At 71.9% G+C, this 23,609-nt stretch carries 21 protein-coding genes; 6 read left to right on the top strand and 15 right to left on the bottom strand.

Annotated elements, in window-relative coordinates:
- The first annotated feature begins 2 nt into the window (after nt 1-2).
- The 3 genes from zwf to pgl all read left to right on the top strand — a co-directional run bounded on the left by zwf (nt 3) and on the right by pgl (nt 3,578).
- Complete coding sequence (gene zwf, locus IG86_RS0121795; protein WP_030659957.1) at nt 3-1,529, top strand: glucose-6-phosphate dehydrogenase; 1,527 nt, start codon at nt 3-5, stop codon at nt 1,527-1,529.
- Nucleotides 1,526-2,554, top strand: a complete 1,029-nt coding sequence (opcA, locus tag IG86_RS0121790) for a glucose-6-phosphate dehydrogenase assembly protein OpcA (RefSeq protein ID WP_030831310.1) — start codon at nt 1,526-1,528, stop codon at nt 2,552-2,554. Before zwf ends, opcA begins: the two co-directional genes overlap by 4 nt.
- 241 nt (nt 2,555-2,795) lie before the next feature.
- On the top strand, nt 2,796-3,578 hold the full coding sequence (gene pgl, locus IG86_RS0121785; protein WP_030831307.1) for a 6-phosphogluconolactonase: 783 nt from the start codon (nt 2,796-2,798) through the stop codon (nt 3,576-3,578).
- A 77-nt stretch (nt 3,579-3,655) separates the two neighbouring features.
- Here pgl and pgi read toward each other — a convergent pair whose 3' ends face one another.
- From pgi to IG86_RS0121720, 13 genes are all read right to left on the bottom strand, one after another.
- Nucleotides 3,656-5,311 (bottom strand): glucose-6-phosphate isomerase, encoded by a 1,656-nt coding sequence (gene pgi / locus IG86_RS0121780; protein ID WP_030831303.1) that lies wholly within the window; start codon nt 5,309-5,311, stop codon nt 3,656-3,658.
- A gap of 150 nt (nt 5,312-5,461) precedes the next feature.
- Nucleotides 5,462-5,797, bottom strand: a complete 336-nt coding sequence (locus IG86_RS0121775; RefSeq protein WP_073790820.1) for an RNA polymerase-binding protein RbpA — start codon at nt 5,795-5,797, stop codon at nt 5,462-5,464.
- A gap of 181 nt (nt 5,798-5,978) precedes the next feature.
- The gene (secG, locus tag IG86_RS0121770) at nt 5,979-6,209 is read right to left on the bottom strand and encodes a preprotein translocase subunit SecG (RefSeq protein WP_030831296.1); all 231 of its coding nucleotides are present in this window, start codon (nt 6,207-6,209) and stop codon (nt 5,979-5,981) included.
- A gap of 130 nt (nt 6,210-6,339) precedes the next feature.
- Nucleotides 6,340-7,116, bottom strand: coding sequence for a triose-phosphate isomerase (gene tpiA / locus IG86_RS0121765; RefSeq protein WP_030898876.1), 777 nt, complete (start codon nt 7,114-7,116; stop codon nt 6,340-6,342).
- A 6-nt stretch (nt 7,117-7,122) separates the two neighbouring features.
- Entirely contained in the window at nt 7,123-8,334 is a 1,212-nt protein-coding gene (locus IG86_RS0121760; RefSeq protein WP_030831290.1) for a phosphoglycerate kinase, read from the bottom strand.
- A gap of 126 nt (nt 8,335-8,460) precedes the next feature.
- A complete protein-coding gene (gene gap / locus IG86_RS0121755) occupies nt 8,461-9,465 on the bottom strand; it encodes a type I glyceraldehyde-3-phosphate dehydrogenase (RefSeq protein ID WP_030659979.1) in 1,005 nt (334 codons plus the stop codon).
- 232 nt (nt 9,466-9,697) lie between these two features.
- The gene (locus tag IG86_RS0121750) at nt 9,698-12,667 is read right to left on the bottom strand and encodes a M14 family metallopeptidase (RefSeq protein ID WP_030831287.1); all 2,970 of its coding nucleotides are present in this window, start codon (nt 12,665-12,667) and stop codon (nt 9,698-9,700) included.
- Nucleotides 12,668-12,817: 150 nt separating this feature from the next.
- Nucleotides 12,818-13,813, bottom strand: a complete 996-nt coding sequence (gene whiA / locus IG86_RS0121745) for a DNA-binding protein WhiA (RefSeq protein ID WP_030009075.1) — start codon at nt 13,811-13,813, stop codon at nt 12,818-12,820.
- Nucleotides 13,804-14,859, bottom strand: a complete 1,056-nt coding sequence (locus tag IG86_RS0121740) for a gluconeogenesis factor YvcK family protein (RefSeq protein ID WP_030831284.1) — start codon at nt 14,857-14,859, stop codon at nt 13,804-13,806. The genes whiA and IG86_RS0121740 overlap by 10 nt, the downstream gene beginning before the upstream one ends.
- On the bottom strand, nt 14,856-15,803 hold the full coding sequence (rapZ, locus tag IG86_RS0121735; protein WP_030659985.1) for an RNase adapter RapZ: 948 nt from the start codon (nt 15,801-15,803) through the stop codon (nt 14,856-14,858). Before rapZ ends, IG86_RS0121740 begins: the two co-directional genes overlap by 4 nt.
- On the bottom strand, nt 15,800-17,836 hold the full coding sequence (gene uvrC, locus IG86_RS0121730; RefSeq protein ID WP_030831281.1) for an excinuclease ABC subunit UvrC: 2,037 nt from the start codon (nt 17,834-17,836) through the stop codon (nt 15,800-15,802). Before uvrC ends, rapZ begins: the two co-directional genes overlap by 4 nt.
- A 204-nt stretch (nt 17,837-18,040) precedes the next feature.
- The gene (locus IG86_RS0121725; RefSeq protein WP_037942840.1) at nt 18,041-18,892 is read right to left on the bottom strand and encodes a hypothetical protein; all 852 of its coding nucleotides are present in this window, start codon (nt 18,890-18,892) and stop codon (nt 18,041-18,043) included.
- Between the two features lie 5 nt (nt 18,893-18,897).
- Nucleotides 18,898-19,512, bottom strand: a complete 615-nt coding sequence (locus tag IG86_RS0121720) for a papain-like cysteine protease family protein (RefSeq protein ID WP_030898870.1) — start codon at nt 19,510-19,512, stop codon at nt 18,898-18,900.
- A 231-nt stretch (nt 19,513-19,743) separates the two neighbouring features.
- On the opposite strand from IG86_RS0121720, the gene IG86_RS0121715 reads away from it, so the two are divergent.
- Complete coding sequence (locus IG86_RS0121715; protein ID WP_030898868.1) at nt 19,744-20,685, top strand: hypothetical protein; 942 nt, start codon at nt 19,744-19,746, stop codon at nt 20,683-20,685.
- Between the two features lie 31 nt (nt 20,686-20,716).
- Here the strand turns inward: IG86_RS0121715 and IG86_RS0121710 are convergent, their stop codons facing one another.
- Entirely contained in the window at nt 20,717-21,148 is a 432-nt protein-coding gene (locus IG86_RS0121710; RefSeq protein ID WP_030898866.1) for a Rieske (2Fe-2S) protein, read from the bottom strand.
- An 87-nt stretch (nt 21,149-21,235) separates the two neighbouring features.
- Here IG86_RS0121710 and IG86_RS0121705 point away from each other — a divergent pair, with 87 nt between their 5' ends.
- Entirely contained in the window at nt 21,236-22,117 is an 882-nt protein-coding gene (locus IG86_RS0121705; protein WP_030831268.1) for a carbohydrate kinase family protein, read from the top strand.
- Here the strand turns inward: IG86_RS0121705 and IG86_RS0121700 are convergent.
- Nucleotides 22,107-22,718 (bottom strand): TetR/AcrR family transcriptional regulator, encoded by a 612-nt coding sequence (locus IG86_RS0121700; RefSeq protein ID WP_030831266.1) that lies wholly within the window; start codon nt 22,716-22,718, stop codon nt 22,107-22,109. The genes IG86_RS0121705 and IG86_RS0121700 overlap by 11 nt on opposite strands.
- Before the next feature lie 76 nt (nt 22,719-22,794).
- Between IG86_RS0121700 and IG86_RS0121695 the strand changes: the two genes are divergently transcribed.
- Nucleotides 22,795-23,445 (top strand): NAD(P)-dependent oxidoreductase, encoded by a 651-nt coding sequence (locus IG86_RS0121695; RefSeq protein WP_030898863.1) that lies wholly within the window; start codon nt 22,795-22,797, stop codon nt 23,443-23,445.
- The last annotated feature ends 164 nt before the right edge of the window (nt 23,446-23,609 follow it).

The following is a 23,609-nucleotide window of genomic DNA, read 5'->3' as shown; positions in this document are numbered from 1 at the left end:
CCTTGTCTGTAAACGGAGCGAACCCGCTTCGTGACGCACAGGACCGGCGGCTCCCGCGCATCGCGGGGCCGTCCGGCCTGGTCATTTTCGGCGTTACGGGTGACCTGTCGCGCAAGAAGCTGATGCCTGCCGTCTACGACCTGGCCAACCGCGGCCTGCTCCCGCCGGGCTTCTCCCTCATCGGGTTCGCCCGCAGGGAGTGGGAGCACGAGGACTTCGCCCAGGAGGTGTACGAGGCGGTCAAGGAGCACTCGCGCACCCCCTTCCGTGAGGAGGTCTGGCAGCAGCTGGTGCAGGGCTGCCGCTTCGTCCAGGGCGACTTCGACGACGACGCCGCCTTCGAGACGCTGAAGGCGACGATCGACGAGCTCGACAAGGCGCAGGGCACGGGAGGCAACTTCGCCTTCTACCTGTCCGTCCCGCCGAAGTTCTTCCCCAAGGTGGTCCAGCAGCTCAAGGACCACGGTCTGGCGCAGAAGGAGGGCTCCTGGCGGCGTGCCGTCATCGAGAAGCCCTTCGGCCACGACCTGAAGAGCGCCGAGGAGCTCAACAAGGTCGTCCACGAGGTCTTCCCGCGTGACGAGGTCTTCCGGATCGACCACTACCTCGGCAAGGAGACCGTCCAGAACATCCTGGCGCTCCGATTCGCCAACACCATGTTCGAGCCGATCTGGAACCGGTCGTACGTCGACCACGTGCAGATCACCATGGCCGAGGACATCGGCATCGGCGGCCGCGCGGGCTACTACGACGGCATCGGCGCGGCCCGTGACGTCATCCAGAACCACCTGCTGCAGCTGCTCGCGCTGACCGCGATGGAGGAGCCCGGCTCCTTCCACCCCAAGGCGCTCGTGGCGGAGAAGCTGAAGGTCCTGACCGCGGTGCAGCTGCCGGAGGACCTGGGCAAGCACACCGTGCGCGGCCAGTACGCGGCGGCCTGGCAGGGTGGCGAGAAGGTCGTCGGGTACCTCGAAGAGGACGGCATCGACCCCAAGTCGAAGACCGACACCTACGCGGCCATCCGCCTGGAGATCAACAACCGCCGCTGGGCGGGCGTCCCCTTCTACCTGCGGACGGGCAAGCGCCTGGGCCGCCGGGTGACGGAGATCGCGGTGGTCTTCAAGCGGGCCCCGTACCTGCCCTTCGAGTCGGGCGCGACCGAGGAGCTGGGGCAGAACGCCCTGGTCATCCGGGTCCAGCCGGACGAGGGCGTGACGGTGCGCTTCGGTTCCAAGGTTCCGGGCACCTCCATGGAGGTCCGGGACGTCACGATGGACTTCGCCTACGGCGAGTCCTTCACGGAGTCGAGCCCCGAGGCGTACGAGCGGCTCATCCTCGACGTGCTCCTCGGCGACGCGAACCTCTTCCCCCGTCACCAGGAAGTGGAGCTGTCCTGGAACATCCTCGACCCGATCGAGGAGTACTGGGACAAGCACGGCAAGCCCGCGCAGTACCCGTCGGGCACCTGGGGGCCGGTCGAGGCGGACGAGATGCTCGCACGAGACGGACGGAGCTGGCGCCGGCCATGAAGATCGACCTCACGGAGACCAACTCCAGCAAGATCAATGCCGCGATGGTGCAGGCACGCCGGGACATCGGCACGCCGGCCGTCGGCATGGTCCTCACGCTGGTGATCGTGACCGACGAGGAGAACGCGTACGACGCGCTCAAGTCGGCGAACGACGCGTCCCACGAACACCCCTCGCGGATCGTCGTCGTCATCAAGCGGGCCAGCCGCTCGCCGCGCAGCCGCCGTGACGCCCGGCTCGACGCGGAAGTCCGCGTCGGGGCGGACGCGGGCAGCGGTGAGACGGTCGTGCTGCGCCTTCACGGCGAACTGGTCGACCACGCCCAGTCGGTGGTTCTCCCGCTGCTCCTTCCGGATGCGCCTGTGGTCGTCTGGTGGCCGGACGGTGCTCCCACGGACCTGGCGGGCGATCCGCTGGGTGCGCTCGGGCAGCGCCGCATCACGGACACGTACTCCTGCGAGAACCCGGTCGGGACGCTCGGCGCCCGGGCGGGCGCGTACGCACCCGGGGACACGGATCTGGCGTGGACCCGGATCACCCCGTGGCGCTCCATGCTGGCGGCGGCGCTGGACCAGCAGGCCCTGACGGTCGTCTCGGCGACCGTCGAGGGCGAGGACGACAACCCGAGCTGTGAACTGCTGGCCATGTGGCTGGCGGACCGGCTGCAGGTTCCCGTCCGCCGCACGCTGTCGTCGGGGCCGGGTCTGACGGCCGTACGCCTGGCGACGAAGGACGGCGACATCGTCCTGAACAGGGCGGACGGCGGGCTGGCCACGCTGTGCATGCCGGGACAGCCCGACCGGAACGTGGCGCTCAAGCGCCGCGACACGGCCGAGCTGCTGGCGGAGGAGCTGCGCCGGCTGGACCCGGACAACACGTACGCGGCCTCGCTGAAGTACGGCGTGTCGCAACTGGCGGCGGCTTCGCCGGCGCCTGAGTCCGACGCTCCGGCAGAGGGGGCTCCGGCCGAGAAGCCGGCGGCCAAGCCGGCCGCAAAGCCGGCGAAGAAGGCCCCGGCCAAGTAGGCGCATCCGCTGCGCGGAGCCCTTCCCCGCCCCGCCCCTTCCCGAAACCGGGGCTCCGCCCCGGGCCCCGGTCCTCAAACGCCGGACGGGCTGGTAGATCCAGCCTCGCCGGCGTTTGAGGCGCGGGGTCTGGGGCGGAGCCCCAGGAAACGGCGAAAGGGCGGGGCGGGGAAAAGGCTCCGCGCAGCGCACCCGCGGAACCGCACCCCCTGAACTACACAGAAGGCGGCAGCACATGGGTATGACGACTCCTCAGGTCGTCGTCCACCGGGACAAGGAACTGATGGCCCAGGCCACCGCGGCCCGGCTCATCACGAAGATCGTGGACGCCCAGACGGCCCGCGGCACCGCGTCCGTGGTCCTCACCGGCGGACGCAACGGCAACGGCCTCCTGGCCGCACTGGCCACCGCCCCGGCCCGCGACGCGATCGACTGGCAGCGGCTCGACCTGTGGTGGGGCGACGAGCGGTACGTGCCCGCCGACGACCCCGAGCGCAACCACACCCAGGCCCGCGAGGCCCTTCTGGACTCCGTCCCGGTCGACCCCGCCCGCGTGCACGCCATGCCGGCCTCGGACGGCCCGTACGGCGCCGACGTGGACGCGGCGGCCGCCGCCTACGCGGCCGAGCTGGCCGCGGCGGCCGGTCCGGAGGACCACGGTCCGGTCCCCACCTTCGACGTGCTGATGCTGGGCGTCGGCCCGGACACGCACGTGGCCTCGCTGTTCCCCGAGCACCCGGCGGCCCGGGAGACCGACCGTACGGTGGTCGGCGTGCACGGCGCCCCCAAGCCCCCGCCGACCCGGATCTCGCTGACCCTCCCCGCCATCCGGGCGGCCCGCGAGGTCTGGCTGCTGGCGGCCGGCGAGGACAAGGCCGGAGCGGTCTCCATCGCCCTGGGCGGGGCGGGCGGGGTGCAGGCGCCGGCCGCGGAGGCGTACGGGCGCTCGCGCACCCTGTGGCTCCTGGACCGTGCGGCCGCGGCCAAGCTGCCGTCCGGGATGTACCCCCCGGCCTCCTCCTGACTCCTGACGGTCCGCCCGACGGAGACCGACGCGAAGGGCCCGCCCTCCTCCGGGAGAGCGGGCCCTTCGCGCACGGGTCAGCCGCGTCCGCGCAGCTTGCGGTAGGTGGTCACCAGCGCCTGCGTCGAGGCGTCCAAACCGGGCACGTCCGCGCCTTCGGTCAGGGCCGGCTCGATGCGCTTGGCGAGAACCTTGCCGAGCTCGACGCCCCACTGGTCGAAGGAGTCGATGTTCCACACGGCGCCCTGGACGAACACCTTGTGCTCGTACAGCGCGATCAGCTGGCCCAGCACTCCGGGGGTGAGTTCCGTGGCCAGGATGGTGGTCGTCGGGTGGTTGCCGTGGAAGGTCTTGTGCGGTACCAGCGATTCCGGAGCGCCTTCCGCGCGGACCTCGTCGGCCGTCTTGCCGAAGGCCAGTGCCTGGGTCTGCGCGAAGAAGTTGGCCATCAGCAGGTCGTGCTGGGCCGCCGGGGCCGCTTCCAGCTCGGCCACCGGGTTCGCGAAGCCGATGAAGTCCGCGGGGATGACCTTCGTGCCCTGGTGGATGAGCTGGTAGTAGGCGTGCTGGCCGTTGGTGCCGGGGGTGCCCCACACCACCGGGCCGGTCTGCCACTCCACCGGGTCGCCGTCGCGGTCCACGGACTTGCCGTTGGACTCCATGTCCAGCTGCTGCAGGTAGGCGGTGAAGCGCGAGAGGTAGTGGCTGTACGGGAGCACCGCGTGCGACTGCGCGTCGAAGAAGGCGCCGTACCAGATCCCCAACAGGCCCATCAGCAGCGGGGCGTTCTCCTCGGCGGGTGCCGTGCGGAAGTGCTGGTCCATCAGGTGGAATCCGGCGAGCAGGTCGTGGAAGGCGCCCGGGCCGATCGCGATCATCAGGGAGAGCCCGATGGCCGAGTCGAAGGAGTAGCGCCCGCCGACCCAGTCCCAGAACTCGAACATGTTGGCCGGGTCGATGCCGAACTCGGTGACCTTCTCCGCGTTGGTCGACAGCGCCACGAAGTGCCGTGCCACGGCGGCCTGGTCGCCGCCCAGTCCCGCGAGCAGCCAGCCGCGCGCCGACGTGGCGTTCGTGATGGTCTCGATGGTGGTGAAGGTCTTGGAGGCGATGATGAACAGCGTCTCGGCCGGGTCCAGGTCGCGCACGGCCTCGTGCAGGTCCGCGCCGTCGACGTTGGACACGAAGCGCACGGTCAGGCCGCGGTCGGCGAAGGCGCGCAGGGCCTCGTAGGCCATGGCGGGACCCAGGTCGGAGCCGCCGATGCCGATGTTGACGACGTTCCTGATGCGCTTGCCGGTGAAGCCGGTCCACTTCCCCGACCTGATCTGCTCGGAGAAGGCCGCCATCTTGTCGAGGACGGCGTGCACGCCGGGGACGACGTCCTCGCCGTCCACCTCGACGACGGTGTCGGCCGGTGCGCGCAGCGCGGTGTGCAGGACCGCCCGGTCCTCGGTCGTGTTGATCTTCTCGCCGCGGAACATGGCCTCGCGCAGTTCGGCGACGCCCGTCGCCGCCGCCAGTTCGCGCAGCAGCTCCAGCGTCTCGTCGGTGACGAGGTGCTTGGAGTAGTCGATGTGCAGGTCGCCGACCTGCAGGGTGTAACCGGCGCCGCGGCCGGGGTTCTCCTCGAACAGCTGCCGCAGGTGCGTGTGCCCGAACTCCTCCCGGTGCTTGCCGAGTGCCAGCCACTCCGGCGTCCGGTTGAGCTTCGCCCTGCTCTCTGTGTTCATCTCGGACATCAACCCGTTTCTTCCGTCCTGTCGTGCCCCGCCGTTCACCAACTTAAGGGATCACAAGCGGCGCAACGCACACAAAGAGGCCCGGCCCCGCAGGAGAGATTCCTGCGGGGCCGGGCCTCACGTCACATTCGCCGGGCGGGGTCAGATCTCGCCCCGGAGCTTGGCGAGCGCCTCGGCGAGGATCGCCTCGCCGTCGGCGTCGGAGCGTCGCTCCCGCACGTACGCCAGGTGCGTCTTGTACGGTTCGGTGCGCGGCGGCGCGGGCGGGTTGTCCCGGTCCTGGCCGGCCGGGAACCCGCAGCGCGGGCAGTCCCAGTTGTCCGGCACCTGCGCGTCGCTGGCGAAGCTCGGCTGCGTCTCGTGCCCGTTCGAGCACCAGAAGGAGATGCGCAGGCGGGGCGCGGACTCGCCGCGCTCTGCCTCACCCATCGGCCCCGCTCCGACCCGGCTACCACGGATCGCGTTGCCACTTGCCACGGTCGTAACTCCCTGCGTGATGGTGCCGCGGAGTGTGAGTGGAAATTCCGCCGCGGAGCGCCCAAGTCTACGTAAGGCCCAACGCACGTCCACTGAGCGGAGTTACTGATTCCGCGCTGTGAACGCCTGCCTCATGATAGGCCGGGCAATGCCGACCGGACTGCCGGAATGGCGAGAACGGTCAGCTGCCCGACTTCATCACGAGGCCGAGCGCGACGATGCACGCGAACCAGAGCAGACCCACCACGACGGTGATGCGGTCCAGGTTCCGCTCCGCGACGGAGGAGCCGCCGACCGACGACTGCATGCCGCCGCCGAACATGTCGGAGAGGCCGCCGCCCTTGCCCTTGTGCATCAGCACGAGCAGCATCAGCAGGGCGCTGAAGACGATCAGGGCGATCGAGAACCCCATAATCACGGCTGATTCCTACTTTCTGGCTTTTTCAGGCTTTCCGGCTTTGCGAGATGTGCGCGGGGGCCAGCGGCTGGTGGTTCAGCCTCTGGCCCCCGCAAGGGTACGACGGATCGGCCCTACCGCATACTCACTGGTCGCGGAAGCGGACGATCTTGACGAACTCGTCCGCGTCGAGCGCCGCGCCGCCGATCAGGGCGCCGTCGACGTCGGGCTGCGCCATGATCGCCGCGATGTTCCCGGACTTCACGGAGCCGCCGTACTGGATGCGGACCTTGTCGGCCAGCTCCTGCGAGTACAGCTCCGCGAGGCGGCCGCGGATGGCTCCGCAGACCTCCTGGGCGTCCTCGGGGGTGGCGACCTCGCCGGTCCCGATGGCCCAGACGGGCTCGTAGGCGATCACGATGGACTCGACCTGCTCGGCCGGGACGTCCGCCAGGCCGCCGTCGAGCTGGGCGAGCGTGTACGGGACCTGCTGGCCGGCCTTGCGGATGTCCAGGCCCTCGCCGACGCACAGGATCGGGGTGATCCCGTGCTTGAAGGCGGCCTTGACCTTGGCGTTGCAGATCTCGTCGGTCTCGCCGTGGTACTGACGGCGCTCGCTGTGGCCGACGGCCACGTACGTGCACCGCAGCTTCGACAGCATCGGGCCGGAGATCTCACCGGTGTAGGCGCCGGAGTCGTGCGCGGAGATGTCCTGGGCGCCGTACTTGATCTTCAGCTTGTCGCCGTCGACCAGGGTCTGGACGGAGCGCAGGTCGACGAAGGGCGGCAGGACCGCGACCTCGACGGCGTCGTAGTCCTTGTCGGCGAGCGCGAAGGCGAGCTTCTGGACGTGGGCGATGGCCTCGAGGTGGTTGAGGTTCATCTTCCAGTTGCCCGCCATGAGCGGGGTGCGGGTGGTCATACGGGTTCAGCCCTCCAGGGCGGCGAGGCCGGGGAGCGTCTTGCCCTCGAGGTACTCGAGGGAGGCGCCGCCGCCGGTAGAAATGTGGCCGAAAGCGTTCTCGTCGAAGCCGAGCGTGCGGACCGCGGCGGCACTGTCGCCACCGCCGACCACGGTGAAGGCGTCGCTGTCGACGAGAGCCTGCGCGATCGCGCGGGTGCCGCCGGCGTAGTCGGGGTGCTCGAAGACGCCCAGGGGGCCGTTCCAGAAGACGGTGGCCGCGTCGGCGATCTTCGAGGCGTACAGCTCACGGGTCTTCGGACCGATGTCCAGACCCTCCTTGTCGGCGGGGATCTTGTCCGCGTCGACGGTGATGTGGTCGGCCGGGGCCTTGGTCTTCAGGTCGGGGAATTCCGACGAGGCCAGGATGTCGACCGGCAGGACCAGCTCGACGCCGGTGGACTCGGCCCGGGCCATGTACTCCTTGACCTTTTCGACCTGGTCCTTCTGGAGCAGGGAGATGCCGACCTCGTGGCCCTTGGCGTAGAGGAAGGTGTAGGCCATGCCGCCGCCGATCAGGAGGCGGTCGGCCTTGCCGAGCAGCTCGTCGATGACGGCGAGCTTGTCGGAGACCTTGGCGCCGCCGAGGACCACGACGTAGGGGCGCTTGACCTCGTCCGTCAGCTTCTTCAGGACGCCGACCTCGGTGGCGATGAGCTGGCCGGCCGCGTGCGGGAGCCGCGCGGGCAGGTCGAAGACCGAGGCGTGCTTGCGGTGGACGGCGCCGAAGCCGTCGCCGACGTAGATGTCGGCGAGCTCCGCGAGCTGGTCCGCGAAGGCGCCGCGCTCGGCGTCGTCCTTCGAGGTCTCGCCGGCGTTGAAGCGGAGGTTCTCGATGACGGCCACCTGGCCGTCGGTGAGGGCGGCGACGGTCTCCTTGGCGGAGGAACCCACGGTGTCGGTGGCGAACGCGACGTCCGCGCCCAGCAGTTCACCGAGGCGCGCGGCGGCCGGCGCGAGCGAGAAGGCCGGCTCCGGGGCGCCCTTGGGGCGGCCGAGGTGCGAGGCCACGACGACGCGGGCGCCGGCTTCGGCGAGCTTCGCGATCGTGGGCTGGACGGCGCGGATGCGGCCGTCGTCGGTGATCGTGCCCTCGGCGAGCGGAACGTTGAGGTCCGCGCGTACGAAGACCCGCTTGCCCTTGACGCCTTCGGCGAGCAGTTCGTCGATCGTCTTCATGTGTTTCTGACTCCTTTGGGCGCCCGTGTCGGGGGCGAAGAACGACTGGCAAGCTACAGGGTCCGGGCTGCGCATCGTCGCGCGGCCCGGACCCTGTGCTTCACATCGTGGTGTCAGCCCTGGAACTCAGAGCTGGCCGCCGACGAAGACCGTCAGGTCCACGAGGCGGTTGGAGTAGCCCCACTCGTTGTCGTACCAGCCGACGACCTTGACCTGCTTGCCCTGGACCATGGTCAGGGAGGAGTCGAAGGTGCAGGACGCCGGCCAGTTCACGATGTCGGAGGAGACGATCGCGTCCTCGGTGTAGTCGAGGATGCCCTTCAGCTGGCCCTCGGAGGCCTTCTGGAAGGCGGCGTTGATCTCGTCCTTGGTGACCTCGCGGTCGAGCTCCAGCACGAGGTCCGTGACCGAGCCGGTCGGGACCGGGACGCGCATCGCGATGCCGTCCAGCTTGCCCTTGAGCTGCGGCAGGACCAGCGCGGTGGCCTTGGCGGCACCCGTGGAGGTCGGGATGATGTTCTCGGCGGCGGCGCGGGCGCGGCGCAGGTCCGAGTGCGGGAAGTCCAGGATGCGCTGGTCGTTCGTGTACGCGTGGACCGTCGTCATCATGCCCTTGACGATGCCGAAGTTCTCGTCGAGGACCTTGGCCATCGGCGCCACGCAGTTCGTGGTGCAGGACGCGTTGGAGATGACGTGGTGGTTGGCCGCGTCGTACTTGTCCTGGTTGACGCCCATCACGATGGTGATGTCCTCGTCCTTGGCCGGAGCCGAGATGAGGACCTTCTTCGCGCCGGCCGCGATGTGCTTGGCGGCGTCGGCCTTCTTCGTGAAGATGCCGGTCGACTCGATGACGATGTCGGCGCCCAGCTCGCCCCAGGGGAGGTTCGCGGGGTCGCGCTCGGCGAAGGTCTTGAAGGTGTTGCCGCCGACGGTGATCGTGTCGTCGGTGTGGGACACCTCGGCCTTGAGGCGGCCCAGGATGGTGTCGTACTTGAGAAGGTGCACCAGGGTGGCGTTGTCAGTCAGGTCGTTGACACCGACGATCTCGATGTCCGCTCCCTGCTCCAGGAGGGCCCGGAAGTAGTTGCGGCCAATGCGGCCAAAACCGTTGATGCCTACGCGGATCGTCACGAACCGATCTCCTCGTTGGTGCGCCGGTGAGAGCGCCGGCGAGCTGTAAATGGGATGTCCCCGACCGCTTACGACCCTACCTCTCCGTGAGCTTTTGGGTGACATCGGTCGAGGGCTGACACTCCCCCCACTTCGCGGGGTATCCCCGCCGGGGCCCGCCCCGGACGCTCCGGTGCGGGCCTCGGGGACCTCGGTCGCTGTCACTCTGGGTGAGCGTCGGGGGTGGCGCTGTTCAGCGGTTGAGCGAGCGGAGCGCCTTACCGACGAGTAGGGCGCGATCCGCCGCCGCGGGCAGGTGTTCCAGGCCGAAGCCCAGAAGTACGGTGTCACGCGTGGTCACCGAGGCGTAGGACCGGAAGAGCTCTCCGGTCCGGGACCAGTCGCCCGGGACGTCGGGGCTTCCGGCAGGTGCGCCCTGGGCCGCCCACGCGCCGAGGGAGGTCTCGAACCCCTCGGCCGCCGCCTCCCCGCCGCCCGTCGACAGCCGCACCTCGTCCGCGAAGACGCCTCGTCCGCCCGTGCTCGGGTCGGTGATGGAGGAGAGGGAGAGCTCGACCGACCGGCCCGCGTAGGCGCTCAGGTCGAAGGAGACCTGCTTCCAGCCGCCGGAGGAGCCGGTGAAGGTGTTCCACTGGCCGCTGGTGCCGTGCGGGGCGCAGCCGCCGCCCTCCAGGGTGAGGTAGCGGCGCAGGAAGGGGTGGCCGTTGATGAAGAACCCGGCCGCGCACTCCTCGGGGACGGCCGGGCTGCTCAGGCCGCCCGCCTCCGGCAGCATGGTCCAGTCGTCGCCGCCGGCGCTGCGGGCCTCCAGCGCGGCGTGGTCGTAGCCCTCCTCGAGGTTCCAGTTGAGGGCGAGCTTCAGCTGCGGCCGGTCGGCCGCGGTGACTCCGGTGAGGTCGATGGTGCGGACGAGCCGCTTCCAGTCGCTGTCGGCGTGCAGTGCCGAGGCCATGCCGCCGCCGGCGTAGGGGGCGTACGGGTTCGTGATCCCGGTGTAGCGGCCCGCCTGCGCGCTGGTGAACTGCGGGAACTGCGCGGGCGCCAGGGTCTCGGAGGTGACCGTGTAGGCGCCGGGGGCGTTCAGCGGGTTGCCCGCGGCGTCGCCGAGGCCGCCGTTCGCGCCCTGCAGGGTGCCGGCGCCGGTGAACCCGGTGGCGCCGGGGGTGCTGGCGCGGCCGTAGGCGCCGAGCCAGTACTGGCTGAAGTCGTTGGTCACGGCGCGGCCGACCTGGGCGTTGCCGCCGGCCAGCTCGCCGGCCTCGATCAGCCTGCCGCCCTCGTTCAGGAAGTCGCGGACCGCCAGCTGCGTGTCCCCGCCGGGCGTCTTGGCGCCGGTGTAGTGCACGGCCGTACCGAAGTGGGAGAGGACCCCGAGGTGGTGCGGGACGCCCTGGACGGCGACGTCCCAGACCGCAGCGGACCTGCCGTTGGCGCGCAGCGCGTCGACGTACTTCTGGGCGTGCTGGGCCGCGGCGCCCTCCTCGGCGATCACCAGGACGTCCGCGCGGGGCCGCTCGGCCACCGTGTACGTGAAGTGCTCGCTGGAGACCTGCTTGCCGGAGCGGTCGCGGCCGGTGAACCAGACCTCGACCCTGTCGCCCGGCCTGGTGCCGTCGACCTCGGCGCGGTACTCGTCGAACCAGTTGTTGTCCTCGCCGCCGTAGACGTCGCCGCCCTTCCAGGCCTTGAGGTCCTCGTCGTGCGTGCGGCCGCCGTTGATCCGGTAGTTGAGCTCCTTGTCCTTCAGCGCCTTGCGGGCCGTGACGGCGACCTCCTGGTCCTGGCCGCGGGCGGCGTAGGAGGTGGTGAAGGGGTCGACGGTGAAGTCGGCGGCGCTCAGGCCGACGGAGGAGGAGGGCCGGTCCGGGTGCGCGGCGCTCTCGCCGACGGCGAGGGCGAAGGGGACGTTCTTGGCGAACTCCGCCTGGATGAGCTTCTCGTCGTCCGGGAAGTTGAAGCCGGAGGCGCAGTCCTCGGGCTTCCACCGGTCGTCCGGGTCGGCCGCCGAGGCGGTCTGGCAGGTGGTCATCTCCGGCGTGAACATCATGATGCCGTTGACGTTGGAGGCGTGGCCGTCGGCCTCGCCGTTGGTGGTGTACAGCTCGGAGGACACCTGCGGGTAGTAGCCGGGGACGGCAGGGTTCTCGGGGGTGCCGGCGAGGGCCTTGTAGGCGACGTCGTCGGGGGTGGGGGTGGCCACCTGCCAGCCCACGCCGTAGAGGATCAGTTCGGCGGCGGAGTGGTAGTTGACGGCGTAGTCGAAGCCGACGCGCTTCTCGAAGGCGTCGAGGGCGGTGGTCTCGGGTTCGGAGGAGGCCTTGGGGCCGCGGTAGGTCTCGCTCGCCTGGTTCGGCGAGGAGCCCTCGTTGTCGTAGCCCCACTTGAAGGCGAAGTTGCGGTTGAGGTCGACGCCGTCGCCGGCGGTGATCTTGCCGTCTCCGTTGTTGTCGCGCAGGTTCTTGCGCCACAGCCGCTGGCTGTCGGCGGCGTGCGTGTAGTCGTAGCCGTCGGGGTTGGCGCTGAGCAGGAACCACAGCTCGCTGGAGTCCACCAGCTTCGTGATCCGCTGGTCCTTGCCGTAGTTGTCGAGCGTGTGGTGCATCAGCCGCCGGGTCATCTCGGGGGTGATCCACTCGCGGGCGTGCTGGTTGGACATGTAGAGCACGGAGGGCTTGTCGCCGTCCCTGGTCTTCTTCGCGTTCTTGCTGACCTTCAGGGCGAGGATGTCCTTGCCCTGGAGGGTCTTGCCGATGGAGACGACCTTGGTGAGCGCCGGGTTCTCCTGGGCCGTGCGCAGGATCTCCTGCTGGAGGCCGCCCTCACCGCTGTACGGGCGGAAGACGCCGTCGCCGGCCGCCTCGGCCCGGGCCAGGCCCTGGGCCGGGATCCTGCGCTCGGCGAGCTTGACGCCCTGGCCGGCGAGCTCGCCGGCCTGGGTTGCGGTGAGGAAGAGCTCGACCCGGGCGGTCCCGGTCTCCGGGGCGCGCTCGGTGAGCTCGTGGGCGTCCTGGCCGGCGGCGAGGACGAGCGGCACCTGTTCCCTGGTGATGTCGGCGTCGTAGACCCGCACCTCCTCGGCGCCGGACGCGGGGCCGGGCGCGGCGGTGCCGGGCCGGGCCTGGGCGGTCGCGGGCAAGGCGGCGAGTGTGGTTCCGATGACGAGTGCGCTTGCGGCGAGGACGACTCTCGCGCGGTGACTCATGTGCCCCCCTGGGCGTCGGCTGCCACGAAAGGTTCGGACGCCAGACTCAAGACCGGCCCATGCTCATGTCAATGGGGCATACCGCAAAGGGGCCCGCACGAGTGATCGCGCGAGCCCCTTCTGCCGTAGGCGGTCTCCCGCCCGGCCGGCCTATCCGGCCATGTTGTCGGCCATCTCCTCGCTGAGGTCGAGGTTCGACTCGGTGCCCGGGATGCCGAGGTCCTGGGCCCGCTTGTCGGCCATCGCCAGCAGGCGGCGGATCCGGCCGGCGACCGCGTCCTTGGTCAGCGGCGGGTCGGCGAGCGCGCCCAGCTCCTCCAGGGAGGCCTGCTTGTGCTCCATGCGCAGCCGGCCGGCCGCGGCGAGGTGCTCGGGGACCTCCTCGCCGAGGATCTCCAGCGCGCGCTGCACGCGGGCTCCGGCGGCCACGGCGGCCCGTGCCGAACGGCGCAGGTTGGCGTCGTCGAAGTTGGCGAGGCGGTTGGCGGTGGCGCGCACCTCGCGCCGCATCCGCCGCTCCTCCCAGGCCAGCACCGACTCGTGCGCGCCGAGCCGGGTCAGCAGGGCGCCGATCGCGTCGCCGTCGCGGACCACGACCCGGTCCACCCCGCGCACCTCGCGCGCCTTGGCTGCGATGGAGAGCCTGCGGGCGGCGCCCACCAGGGCCAGGGCGGCCTCCGGGCCGGGGCAGGTGACCTCCAGGGAGGAGGACCGGCCCGGCTCGGTGAGCGAGCCGTGGGCCAGGAAGGCGCCGCGCCACGCCGCCTCGGCGTCACAGGTGGCCCCGGAGACCACCTGGGGCGGAAGACCCCGGATGGGGCGTCCGCGGCCGTCCACGAGGCCCGTCTGGCGCGCCAGCTGGTCGCCCCCGGCCACGACGCGGACCACGTAGCGGCTGCCGCGGCGCAGTCCGCCGGGGGCCATCACCACCAGGTCCGAGGAGTGGCCGAAGATCTCCAGGATGTCCTTGCGCAGGCGGCGGGCGGCGATCCCGGTGTCGAGCTCCGCCTCGATGACGATCCGGCCGCTCACCAGGTGCAGCCCGCCCGCGAACCGAAGGATCGCCGAGACCTCCGCTTTTCTGCAGCAGGTCCGGGTGACGGGGAGCCGGGAGATCTCATCCTTCACCGCTGGCGTCATCGCCATGGGCCGATCCTTCCATGCATCCGAAAAATACGGTCGTACGCGGCGGCCAGCAGCTCCGGGTCGTGCTTCGGTGAGCCGTCCTGCCTGGCCACGGGGGCCAGCTCGACCGCGGCACCGAACCGTTTCGCGGCATCGGCAAGGGACTCGCGGTCGGGCACGGCGGCCTCGTCGGCCAGCACCACGTCCAGGGCGAGTTTAGGGGCGTGTCGGGCCAAAACCTCCAAATGACGCTGCGGAGAGAAGCCCTCTGTTTCGCCGGGCTGCGGCGCGAGGTTCAACGACAGCACCCGCCGGGCCTTGGTCTCGACGAGCGCGTCCAGCAGTTCCGGCACCAGCAGGTGCGGAATCACGGAGGAGAACCACGAGCCGGGACCCAGCACCACCCAGTCGGCGTCCAGGACCGCGGCGACGGCCTCCGGCACGGCCGGCGGGGCGCTCGGCACGACCTGTACGGAGAGCACCTCGCCCGGGGTCAGGGCCACCGTGGCCTGGCCGCGGACGGTGTCGACGTCCTCGGGACGTGCCGGGTCGTGGCCCCTGACCAGGGCCTGGAGCTCCAGCGGCACGGCCGACATCGGCAGCACCCGGCCCTGTGCGCCGAGCAGCCGGCCCACGAGGTCGAGGGCCTGGACGGGGTCGCCGAGCTGTTCCCACAGGGCGACGATCAGCAGGTTGCCGACGGCGTGCCCGTGCAGGTCGCCCTCGGACTGGAAGCGGTGCTGGATGACGCGGGCCCAGGTCTGGCCCCAGTCGTCGTCCCCGCACAGCGCTGCCAGCGCCTTGCGCAGGTCGCCGGGCGGCAGCACGCCGAGCTCCTCACGGAGCCGTCCGCTGGAGCCGCCGTCGTCGGCGACGGTGACCACGGCGGTGAGGTCACCGGTGATCCGGCGCAGGGCGGCGAGGGAGGCCGACAGGCCCTGGCCGCCACCGAGCGCGACCACCTTGGGCGTGGCGCCCCTCCGGCGGCCCGAGCGGCCCGCGCCTTCCTCTCCCCGTCCCGGGGTCAGGCGGCGCAGGCGGCTCAGCCGCGGGGTCCGTGCGGTCACTCGCGCCCCATGTCCCGGTGGACGACGACGGTCTCGACTCCCTCGGAGGCGAGGCGGGCGGCGAGCTTCTCGGACATGGCCACGCTGCGGTGCTTGCCGCCCGTGCACCCGACCGCGATGGTCACGTACCGCTTGCCCTCGCGGCGGTAGCCGGTGGCGATGAGCTGGAGCAGCTCGGTGTAGCGGTCGAGGAACTCCTTGGCGCCGGGCTGGCTGAAGACGTACCCCGACACCTCCTCGTTGAGCCCGGTGAAGGGGCGCAGTTCCGGGACCCAGTGCGGGTTCGGGATGAAACGGCAGTCGACGACGAGGTCGGCGTCGACGGGGAGGCCGTACTTGTATCCGAAGGACATGACGGTGGCCCGCAGCTCGGGCTCCTCGTCACCGGCGAACTGGGCGTCCATCTTGGCGCGCAGCTCGTGCACGTTGAGGCTGGAGGTGTCGATCACCAGGTCGGCGTCGCCGCGCAGCTCGCGCAGGAGGTCGCGCTCGGCCGCGATGCCGTCGGTGATGCGCCCGTCGCCCTGGAGCGGGTGCGGGCGGCGGACCGACTCGAAGCGGCGGACCAGCGCGTCGTCGGAGGACTCCAGGAAGACGATGCGGCGGGTGACGCCCTTGCTGTCGAGGTCGGCGAGGGACTCGCGCAGGGCGTCGAAGAACTGGCGGCCGCGGACGTCGACGACGACGGCGATGCGGGCCACGTTGCCCTGGGAGCGGGCGCCGAGCTCCACCATCGTGGGGATCAGCGCGGGCGGCAGGTTGTCGACGACGAACCAGCCGAGGTCCTCCAGACACTTGGCCGCCGTGCTGCGGCCGGCCCCGGACATGCCGGAGATGATCACCAGCTCGGGGATGGCCGCCTCGGCGGTCTCGCCGGGCTCCATTGTCGTGCCCGTACTCACCTGTGCTCCGTCTCGGTCGTGCGTGGTCTCGTGCTCGGTCATTGCTCGGTCCCCCGTTCGGACGATGCTCCCGCTGGCGCGGGGTTCTCATCCTCAATGATCTCTCCTGTGGCCGTGTTGACGGCAGGACCGGCGGGGACCGCCCCGGCGAGGGCCGCGGCCACGGTCTCGGCCGTCTTCCGTCCTATGCCCGGGACCTCGCAGATCTGGTCGATTGTCGCCTGTCTCAGCTTCTTCACCGAACCGAAGTGCTTCACCAGGGCCCGCTTGCGGCTCTCGCCGAGGCCGGGCACCTCGTCCAGCGGCCCCGACTTCAGGCGCTTGCCGCGCTTGCTGCGCTGGTACTGGATGGCGAAGCGGTGGGCTTCGTCACGTACCCGCTGGAGCAGGTAGAGGCCCTCGCTGGTGCGGGGCAGGACGACGGGGTCGTCCTCGCCGGGCACCCAGACCTCCTCCAGCCGCTTGGCCAGGCCGCAGACTGCGACGTCGTCGATGCCGAGCTCGTCCAGGGCCCGCCGGGCGGCGGCCACCTGCGGCTGCCCGCCGTCGACGACGACGAGCTGGGGCGGGTAGGCGAAGCGCTTGGGCTTCCCGTCGTCCTCGGGCAGCCCGTCCTCGCCGTCCTGCGGGTCCCACTCCCCCGTCCTGGACTTCTCCAGCAGGTAGCGGCGGAAGCGCCGGGAGACCACCTCGTGCATGGACCGGACGTCGTCCTGGCCCTCGCCGTGCCAGACCTGCGTGTCTCCGACACGGCCTTTGACCTGGAAGCGCCGGTACTCGCTCTTGCGGGCCAGGCCGTCCTCGAAGACGACCATGGACGCGACGACGTCGTCCCCCTGGAGGTGGGAGATGTCGAAGCACTCGATGCGCAGCGGTGCGCCGTCCAGCTCCAGCGCCTCGGCGATCTCCTCCAGGGCCCGGGAGCGGGTGGTGAGGTCGCTGGCGCGCTTGGTCTTGTGCAGGGCGAGGGACTGCTGCGCGTTGCGGTGGACGGTCTCCATGAGGGCCTTCTTGTCGCCGCGCTGCGGTATCCGCAGGCTGACCTGGGACCCGCGGCGCTCGGCGAGCCACTGGCCCAGCGCGGGCGTGTCCTCGGGGAGCGCGGGGACCAGCACCTCCTTGGGGACGGCTTCGCCCTTCTCCTCGCCGTAGAGCTGCTGGAGGGCGTGCTCGACGAGCCCGGCGGTGTCGACGGCCTCGACCTTGTCGGTGACCCAGCCGCGCTGGCCGCGGACGCGGCCGCCGCGGACGTGGAAGATCTGCACGGCGGCTTCGAGCTCGTCCTCGGCGACGGCGATCAGGTCGGCGTCGGTGGCGTCGGCGAGCACCACGGCGTTCTTCTCCATGGCGCGGCGCAGCGCTCCGATGTCGTCGCGCAGCCGGGCGGCCTTCTCGTACTCCATGTCCTCGGCCGCGAGGTGCATCTCCCTCTCCAGCCGGGAGAGGTAGGCGCCGGTGCGGCCGGCCATGAAGTCGCAGAAGTCCTCGGCCAGTTCGCGGTGCTCCTCGGGGGTGACCCGGCCGACGCAGGGCGCGGAGCACTTTCCGATGTAGCCGAGCAGGCAGGGGCGGCCGATCTGGGCGGAGCGCTTGAACACCCCGGCGGAGCAGGTCCGGACCGGGAACACCCGCAGCATCAGGTCGACGGTCTCGCGGATCGCCCAGGCGTGGGCGTACGGCCCGAAGTAGCGCACGCCCTTCTTCTTGGGGCCCCGCATGACCTGGACGCGGGGGTACTCCTCGTTCAGGGTGACGGCGAGGGAGGGGTAGCTCTTGTCGTCGCGGTACTTGACGTTGAACCGGGGGTCGTACTCCTTGATCCAGGAGTACTCCAGCTGGAGCGCCTCGACCTCGGTGGAGACCACCGTCCACTCGACGGAGGCCGCCGTGGTCACCATGGTGGCGGTACGGGGGTGCAGGCCCGCGACGTCCTGGAAGTAGTTGGCCAGGCGCTGGCGCAGGCTCTTGGCCTTCCCGACGTAGATCACCCGGCGGTGCTCGTCGCGGAACCTGTAGACCCCCGGGGAGTCGGGGACCTGCCCCGGCTGGGGGCGGTAGCTGGAAGGGTCGGCCATGCCAACCACCCTACTGGCGCGCACCGACAACGACCCGTACGCCTGGGGCGCGGGCTCCGCCCTTTCAGCCGCGCCGGCGTTTGAGGCGCGGGGTCCGGGGCGGAGCCCCGGGAAACGGCGAAAGGGCGGGGCGGGGAGAGCCGCCCGCAGGGCCCGGCCCCTAGGTGGGGGACGGACCGGGCCCTGCGGGCGGGACGCCGCCGCTCAGGCCCGCGCGCCCACCCGGCGGCGGGATCGCCGGACGGCGGCCCCGGCCAGCGCGCCGAGCGCCAGCACACCGGCCCCCGCCGTCCAAGGCACCTGCGCGCCCTCGGAGGCAGCCGACACGGCGCCCGGCACGGCGTCCGGCACGGCGTCCGGCACGGCATCGGCATCCGCGCCGGACTCCGCGTAGCCGCCGGCCGCGCCGCGCCCGGCGTAGGCGGAGCCGGGGAGCTTGTCCCCGTACGCCTCGGCGACCCGCGCCCGGTAGGCGTCGAGCGTCGTGCCCCCGCCTCCCACGGCCCGCACGCCGTCCTCGTCCAGCGGCAGCACCCGCCCGCCCCCGGCCACGTACCAGGCGTCGATCTGCGGTTCCCGGAACACGGTCCCGCCGGGCAGTTTCGCGGCGCCCAGTCGCGCGTAGCGGAATTCGTCGTCGCCGGTGGCGATGTTCACCACCTGCCAGCCGTTCTCCGTCCGCGCGGTCCACAGCGCGGCCTGCTGCCCGTCGGAGGAGACCGCCTGGCTGGCGAGGAACTCCAGACGGGCGACGGACGCGCCCGGCCGGCCCGCGACGAAGTCCGGGGAGAGGTGGTTGACCGGGACCGCCTCGCCCTCGATGCGGGGCTGCGCGGCGGTGAGGGAGACCTTGCCCTCCCGGGCGAAGAACCGCGCGAGCGTGGCCAGGGTGTCGGGGGCGCCGGCCGCCCGCCCGGCGGCGGCCCGGTGCTCGGCGGTGGCCGCCTCGGGCTGTGGCACGGGCTGCGGCACGGGGGCCGCGACGGCCTGCGGGGCGGGGCCGAGGAGGGCGGTGGCGGCGAGGACGGCAGCGGCGGCCGAAGCACGCAGGGTCATGGCGCTCACGCCCCGATCCGGTAGAGGGAGTGGGTCCAGGAGAAGGTGTTGTTGTTGACGTACCAGGCGTGGGAGGCCCAGTTGTAGCGGTCGCTGGAGGGCCAGGGGTCGCCCCAGTAGACCCAGTTGCTCGCGGTGTCGTAGCCGTAGACGACGTGCATGTGGCCGCCGCCGTTCGACCACTGGATCCGGGTCTCGATCGGCCGGCCCGCGTTGATCTCGGTCTGGACGGTGGAGTACTGCAGCCAGCCGGTGACGTAAGAGCCGGGGTTGACGCCCGCCCAGCGCAGTCCGGTCTGGACGTTGCCGAGGGTGGCCTGGTTGTTGGGGCATTCGGTGCCCTGCTGGCGGTTGAAGGCGGCGTTGCAGAACTGGTTCTGCGAGTGGTTCCGGCCGAACCAGGTGGCGATGGTGTTGCCTCCTGCGGCCCAGCACCAGTTGGTCTTCGCCTGCGCCTGCATGGTGATGTCGAGGCGTTTGTAGGCGAGGGCGGAGTCGGCGCCGGCCTCCGCGGCGGTGGCGGTGCCGGCGGGCAGCGCGAGGACCAGGGCGCTGAGCAGGGCGGTGAGCAGGGCGGTGAGGGCGGCGGCCGGGGAAAGCCGCCGGTTTCGGTTGCGCATCGCGTTCCTCCCGAGGTGGGGAGTGGGGGGGGTGGAGGAGCGCGTCCGGACGCTGTGGAGGAGCATCAGGGAGTTGTCGCGATCAGGTCAACGCGCTTGAATACGCGTTGACGTTGCAGTGTGAACGGTGGGGCTGCGGTGTGAACGGTTACTGCCGTTCCACCTGGTCCCCCGGGACTGCCGCCGTGATCCCCCACCCCGGCGCGTGTGAACGTTCACAGAGGAGTCGCCATGCGACCTTCCACGGATCCGGCGGACACGGCCGAACTGAACCGGCTGTTGCGCGGCGGCCCCTTCCACCTCGCCCTGCGCGCCGCCCTCGCCGCCCGCGGGCTGCCGCTGCAGCGGGTGCAGCACCGGCTCGCGGCACAGGGCATCAAGGTCGGCGTGACCAGCCTCAGTTACTGGCAGCAGGGAGCGCGCAGGCCGCGCCATCCGGAGTCCCTGCGGGCCGTCACCGCCCTGGAGCGGATCCTGGAGCTGCCCGACGGCGCCCTGGTCCGGCTGCTGGCCGCCCCGGTCCCCGGTGCCGGGGCCTCCCGGCCCGCCGGGCGCTCCTACCGGGCCCTGTTCAGCGGGGGCGGGACGGTGGAACGGCTGCTGGACGGGATGGAACTCCCGCCGGACGGCGGGCTGCACTCGCTCGGCCACCACGAGCGGGTCCGCATCGGACCGGCGGGCGAGCTGCGGGTCCGCGAGTCGCAGCAGATCGTCCGGGCGCACCGGGACGGGGTAGACCGCTACCTGGCCGTCCACCACGGCGACCCGGGCTGCGACGTGTCCCGCGTGCGCGTGAGCGCGTACGAGAACTGCCGCACGGGCCGGGTGCGGTGCCATCCGGAGACCGGGGTGGTGGTCGCGGAGCTGCTCTTCGACGCCCGGCTGCGGCGCGGCGACACCTATGTCTTCGGCTACGGCGTCGAGGACGGCACGGGGCCGCGCAGCGGTGAGTACGTGCGTGGTTTCAGCTACGCGGGCGGCCAGTACGTGCTCCAGGTCCGCTTCGACGAGGCGGCCCTCCCGGTGCGCTGCCGGCGTTTCGCCCGCAGCGGGCCGGACGCCCCGCGCACCGGCCTGGCGGACCTGACGCCGAGCGGCCGGCACCGGGCGGTGCACCTGGTGGAGCAGGCGGTGCGGCGCGGGATCCTCGGGATCGCCTGGGACTGGGACTGACGCGCGACGGCCTGGCGCCGCCCGGCGCGGGTCAGCCCGCGACGAGCCTGCCGTTCTCCGCGCGGACCGGTACCTCCGGCAGCGGCCGGTCGGCCGGGCCGCGCAGGACCTTGCCCGTCGAGACGTCGAAACGGCTGCCGTGGCAGGGGCAGTTCCCCTCCCCCTCGTCGATCTTGTCGAGGACGCAGCCCGCGTGGGTGCACTGGGCGCTGAATGCCTTGTACCGGCCCTCGGCCGGGCAGCTGACGATCAGCTTCCGCTCCCGGTAGAGCTTCGCGCCGCCCACCGGGACGTCGGCCGCGGCGCCCAGCTCGACGGGTTCGGTGGGGGTGGCGGGGGTGTTGCCGCCGCTGTTGGTCTCGGTGGAGCAGGCCGTGAGCGCCGCCCCGGCGCCGGCGGCCCCCGCGAGCGCGGCGGCGCCCTTGAGGACGGTACGGCGGGCGGCGGACTGCGGCGCGGGCATGCGGTTCTCCTGAGGTGCACGGACGGGGGTCACGGGCCGGACGGCCCACCCGACGATACCGCCGCCCCATGGAGTACCTTCCTCCGCGTGATCGTCGTCGGCGGAGAAGCCCTCATCGACCTGGTGCCCGCGGCCGGGCCGCCGGGCGCGCTGCTGCCCCGCCCGGGCGGCGGCCCGTACAACACCGCGCGCGCCCTCGGGCGTCTCGGCGCAGGCGTCGCCTTCTGCTCCCGGGTCTCGACGGACGGTTTCGGCGAGAGCCTGCTGGCCGGCCTGCGGGCGGCCGGGGTGGACGTGTCGCTGGTCCAGCGCGGGCCGGAGCCGACCACCCTCGCGGTGCCGTCGCTGGCCCCGGACGGCTCGGCCTCGTACGGGTTCTACGTCGAGGGCACCGCGGACCGGCTGTTCACCCTGCCGCCCGCCCTCCCGGAGGGGGTACGGGCCCTGGCGCTCGGCACCTGCTCGCTCGTCCTGGAGCCGGGCGCGAGCGCGTACGAGGCGCTGCTGCGCCGGGAGTCGCGGCGCGGACTGCTGACCCTGCTGGACCCCAACATCCGGCCGGCGCTGATCGCGGACCCGGCAGGCTACCGCGCCCGCTTCACCGACCGGCTGCTGCCGCACACGGGTGTACTGAAGCTGTCGGAGGAGGACGCGGCCTGGCTGGGCGGGCGGGTCGGCGACTGGCTGGCGGCCGGGCCCTCGGCGGTGGTGCTGACCCGGGGTGCGGCGGGCCTGACGGTCTGGACGCGGGAGGGCGCCGAGCACTCGGCCGCGGCCCGCCCGGTCACGGTGGCGGACACGATCGGGGCGGGCGACACCGTCAACGCCGCCCTCCTGCACCGCCTCGCCGCGGCGCCGGGCGGCCCGGTGGACTGGCCGGACGTCCTGGCCTACGCCGCCCACGCGGCGGCCCTGACCTGCACCCGTCCGGGGGCGGAGCCCCCGTACGCGGCGGAACTCAGCGGATAGCGGCCCAGACGCTGCGGGCCACTGCCGGGGCGAACTCCTCGACCGGCTGGACCACATGGGCGCCGGAGAAGTGCAGGAAGAAGGCCCGCTGGAAGCAGGCGCCGAGCAGCAGCGCGGCGGCCGTGCGCGGATCCGCGTCGGGCCCCAGGCGGCCGGCGTCCCGCTCGCGCCGCAGCCTGCCGGCGAGCGCGTCCAGCACCACGTGCGGGCCCGTCCCCAGCTGCTGGACGCCCTCGCGGTGGCGGGTGAGCAGGGCGGGGTCGGCGAAGAGCGAGGCGGCCATGGGCATGGCGTCGGCGTAGAAGAGCGAGGCGTGCCGGGCGATGTCGGCGAGCGCCTCCTCGACACCGGCGCCCGGGTCGCCGGGGCCGGCCTGCAGGGCGGCCATGAGCGGGCCGGCGTTGGGGGTGCGTTCCATCAGCACGCGCACGAACAGCTCTTCCTTGTTCGCGAAGTGCTTGTAGAGCGCGGCCTCCGAGCAGCCGGCCTCCCTGGCGATGGCCTTCGTGGTGGCGCTCGCCAGCCCGACGGTGCGCATCAGCTTCTCGGCCGCGTCCAGCAGCCGCTCCGGGGTGGGACGGCTTGACTTTGAGGTGAGCATTCACTCACCCTAGTCGAAGCGGGGGTGAGTGAATACTCACCCACCCCCGATCCCACTTCGACCATGGGGGTGTCCGATGAGGATCACGGTGTTCGGTGCCACGGGCGGTGTCGGCCGCGAGGTCGTACGGCAGGCGCTCGACGCGGGGCACGAGGTGACCGCGGTCGTGAGGGACCCGGCCCGGCTTGCCGTGCCCGCCCACGAACGGCTCCTCGTGGCCACGGTGACCGATGTGACCGACGTCGAGACGGTGCTGCCCGTGGTGAGCGGGCGGGACGCGGTGGTCTCGGCGCTGGGCGCGGCGAACAACAAGCAGGCGAAGGCGAAGCCCGTCGCCGGACCGGCCCTGGCGGCGATCACCGCGGCGATGGAGCGTGCGGGGGTGCGCCGGCTGTCCGCGGTGAGCGCCGCGCCGGTCGGCCGGCTGCCGGACGGCGAGGGGCTGTTCACCCGCGCCGTCGTCTACCCGTTGCTGCGCAGACTGCTGCGGGACCTGTACGCGGACCTCGCGGACATGGAGGCGGCGATGGCCGCGAGCGGGACGCAGTGGACGGTCGTCAGGCCGCCGATGCTGCGGAACACCCCCCGCACCGGCACCTACCGCCGTGCGATCGACGCCAACGTTCCCGGCGGCCGGGTCATCCCCCGCGCCGACGTCGCCGACGCCCTCCTGACCGCCCTGACGGACCCCTCCTGCAGGGGCCGCGCGGTGGGCGTCGCCTCCTAGGTCGCGCCACGCGCGGCGGGAGGGGCCCGGCCGATGGCCGAACCCCTCCCGCCGGGCCGGGCGCTCTAAAGGGTGTTGCAGAAGGCTCAGTCTTGGGCATTTTGCCTGTATGGGTGGGGTGTTGCGGGCTGAGCCGGTGTGGGTGGAGACGTTCACGGGCTTGC

Origin of the sequence: Streptomyces virginiae, assembly GCF_000720455.1 — a bacterium.
GTDB classification, from domain to species: domain Bacteria; phylum Actinomycetota; class Actinomycetes; order Streptomycetales; family Streptomycetaceae; genus Streptomyces; species Streptomyces virginiae.
Note: the sequence above shows the minus strand (reverse complement) of the source record. Positions and strands in the feature narration are given on the sequence as shown.

Excerpts from the sequence above, each read along its gene's own strand:
- opcA (WP_030831310.1), top strand. The coding sequence starts at position 1,526 with ATGAAGATCGACCTCACGGAGACCAACTCCAGCAAGATCAATGCCGCG.
- pgl (WP_030831307.1), top strand. The coding sequence starts at position 2,796 with ATGACGACTCCTCAGGTCGTCGTCCACCGGGACAAGGAACTGATGGCC.
- pgi (WP_030831303.1), bottom strand. The coding sequence starts at position 5,311 with ATGAACACAGAGAGCAGGGCGAAGCTCAACCGGACGCCGGAGTGGCTG.
- secG (WP_030831296.1), bottom strand. The coding sequence starts at position 6,209 with ATGGGGTTCTCGATCGCCCTGATCGTCTTCAGCGCCCTGCTGATGCTG.
- tpiA (WP_030898876.1), bottom strand. The coding sequence starts at position 7,116 with ATGACCACCCGCACCCCGCTCATGGCGGGCAACTGGAAGATGAACCTC.
- IG86_RS0121760 (WP_030831290.1), bottom strand. The coding sequence starts at position 8,334 with ATGAAGACGATCGACGAACTGCTCGCCGAAGGCGTCAAGGGCAAGCGG.
- IG86_RS0121750 (WP_030831287.1), bottom strand. The coding sequence starts at position 12,667 with ATGAGTCACCGCGCGAGAGTCGTCCTCGCCGCAAGCGCACTCGTCATC.
- whiA (WP_030009075.1), bottom strand. The coding sequence starts at position 13,813 with ATGGCGATGACGCCAGCGGTGAAGGATGAGATCTCCCGGCTCCCCGTC.
- rapZ (WP_030659985.1), bottom strand. The coding sequence starts at position 15,803 with ATGACCGAGCACGAGACCACGCACGACCGAGACGGAGCACAGGTGAGT.
- uvrC (WP_030831281.1), bottom strand. The coding sequence starts at position 17,836 with ATGGCCGACCCTTCCAGCTACCGCCCCCAGCCGGGGCAGGTCCCCGAC.
- IG86_RS0121725 (WP_037942840.1), bottom strand. The coding sequence starts at position 18,892 with ATGACCCTGCGTGCTTCGGCCGCCGCTGCCGTCCTCGCCGCCACCGCC.
- IG86_RS0121720 (WP_030898870.1), bottom strand. The coding sequence starts at position 19,512 with ATGCGCAACCGAAACCGGCGGCTTTCCCCGGCCGCCGCCCTCACCGCC.
- IG86_RS0121715 (WP_030898868.1), top strand. The coding sequence starts at position 19,744 with ATGCGACCTTCCACGGATCCGGCGGACACGGCCGAACTGAACCGGCTG.
- IG86_RS0121710 (WP_030898866.1), bottom strand. The coding sequence starts at position 21,148 with ATGCCCGCGCCGCAGTCCGCCGCCCGCCGTACCGTCCTCAAGGGCGCC.
- IG86_RS0121700 (WP_030831266.1), bottom strand. The coding sequence starts at position 22,718 with ATGCTCACCTCAAAGTCAAGCCGTCCCACCCCGGAGCGGCTGCTGGAC.
- IG86_RS0121695 (WP_030898863.1), top strand. The coding sequence starts at position 22,795 with ATGAGGATCACGGTGTTCGGTGCCACGGGCGGTGTCGGCCGCGAGGTC.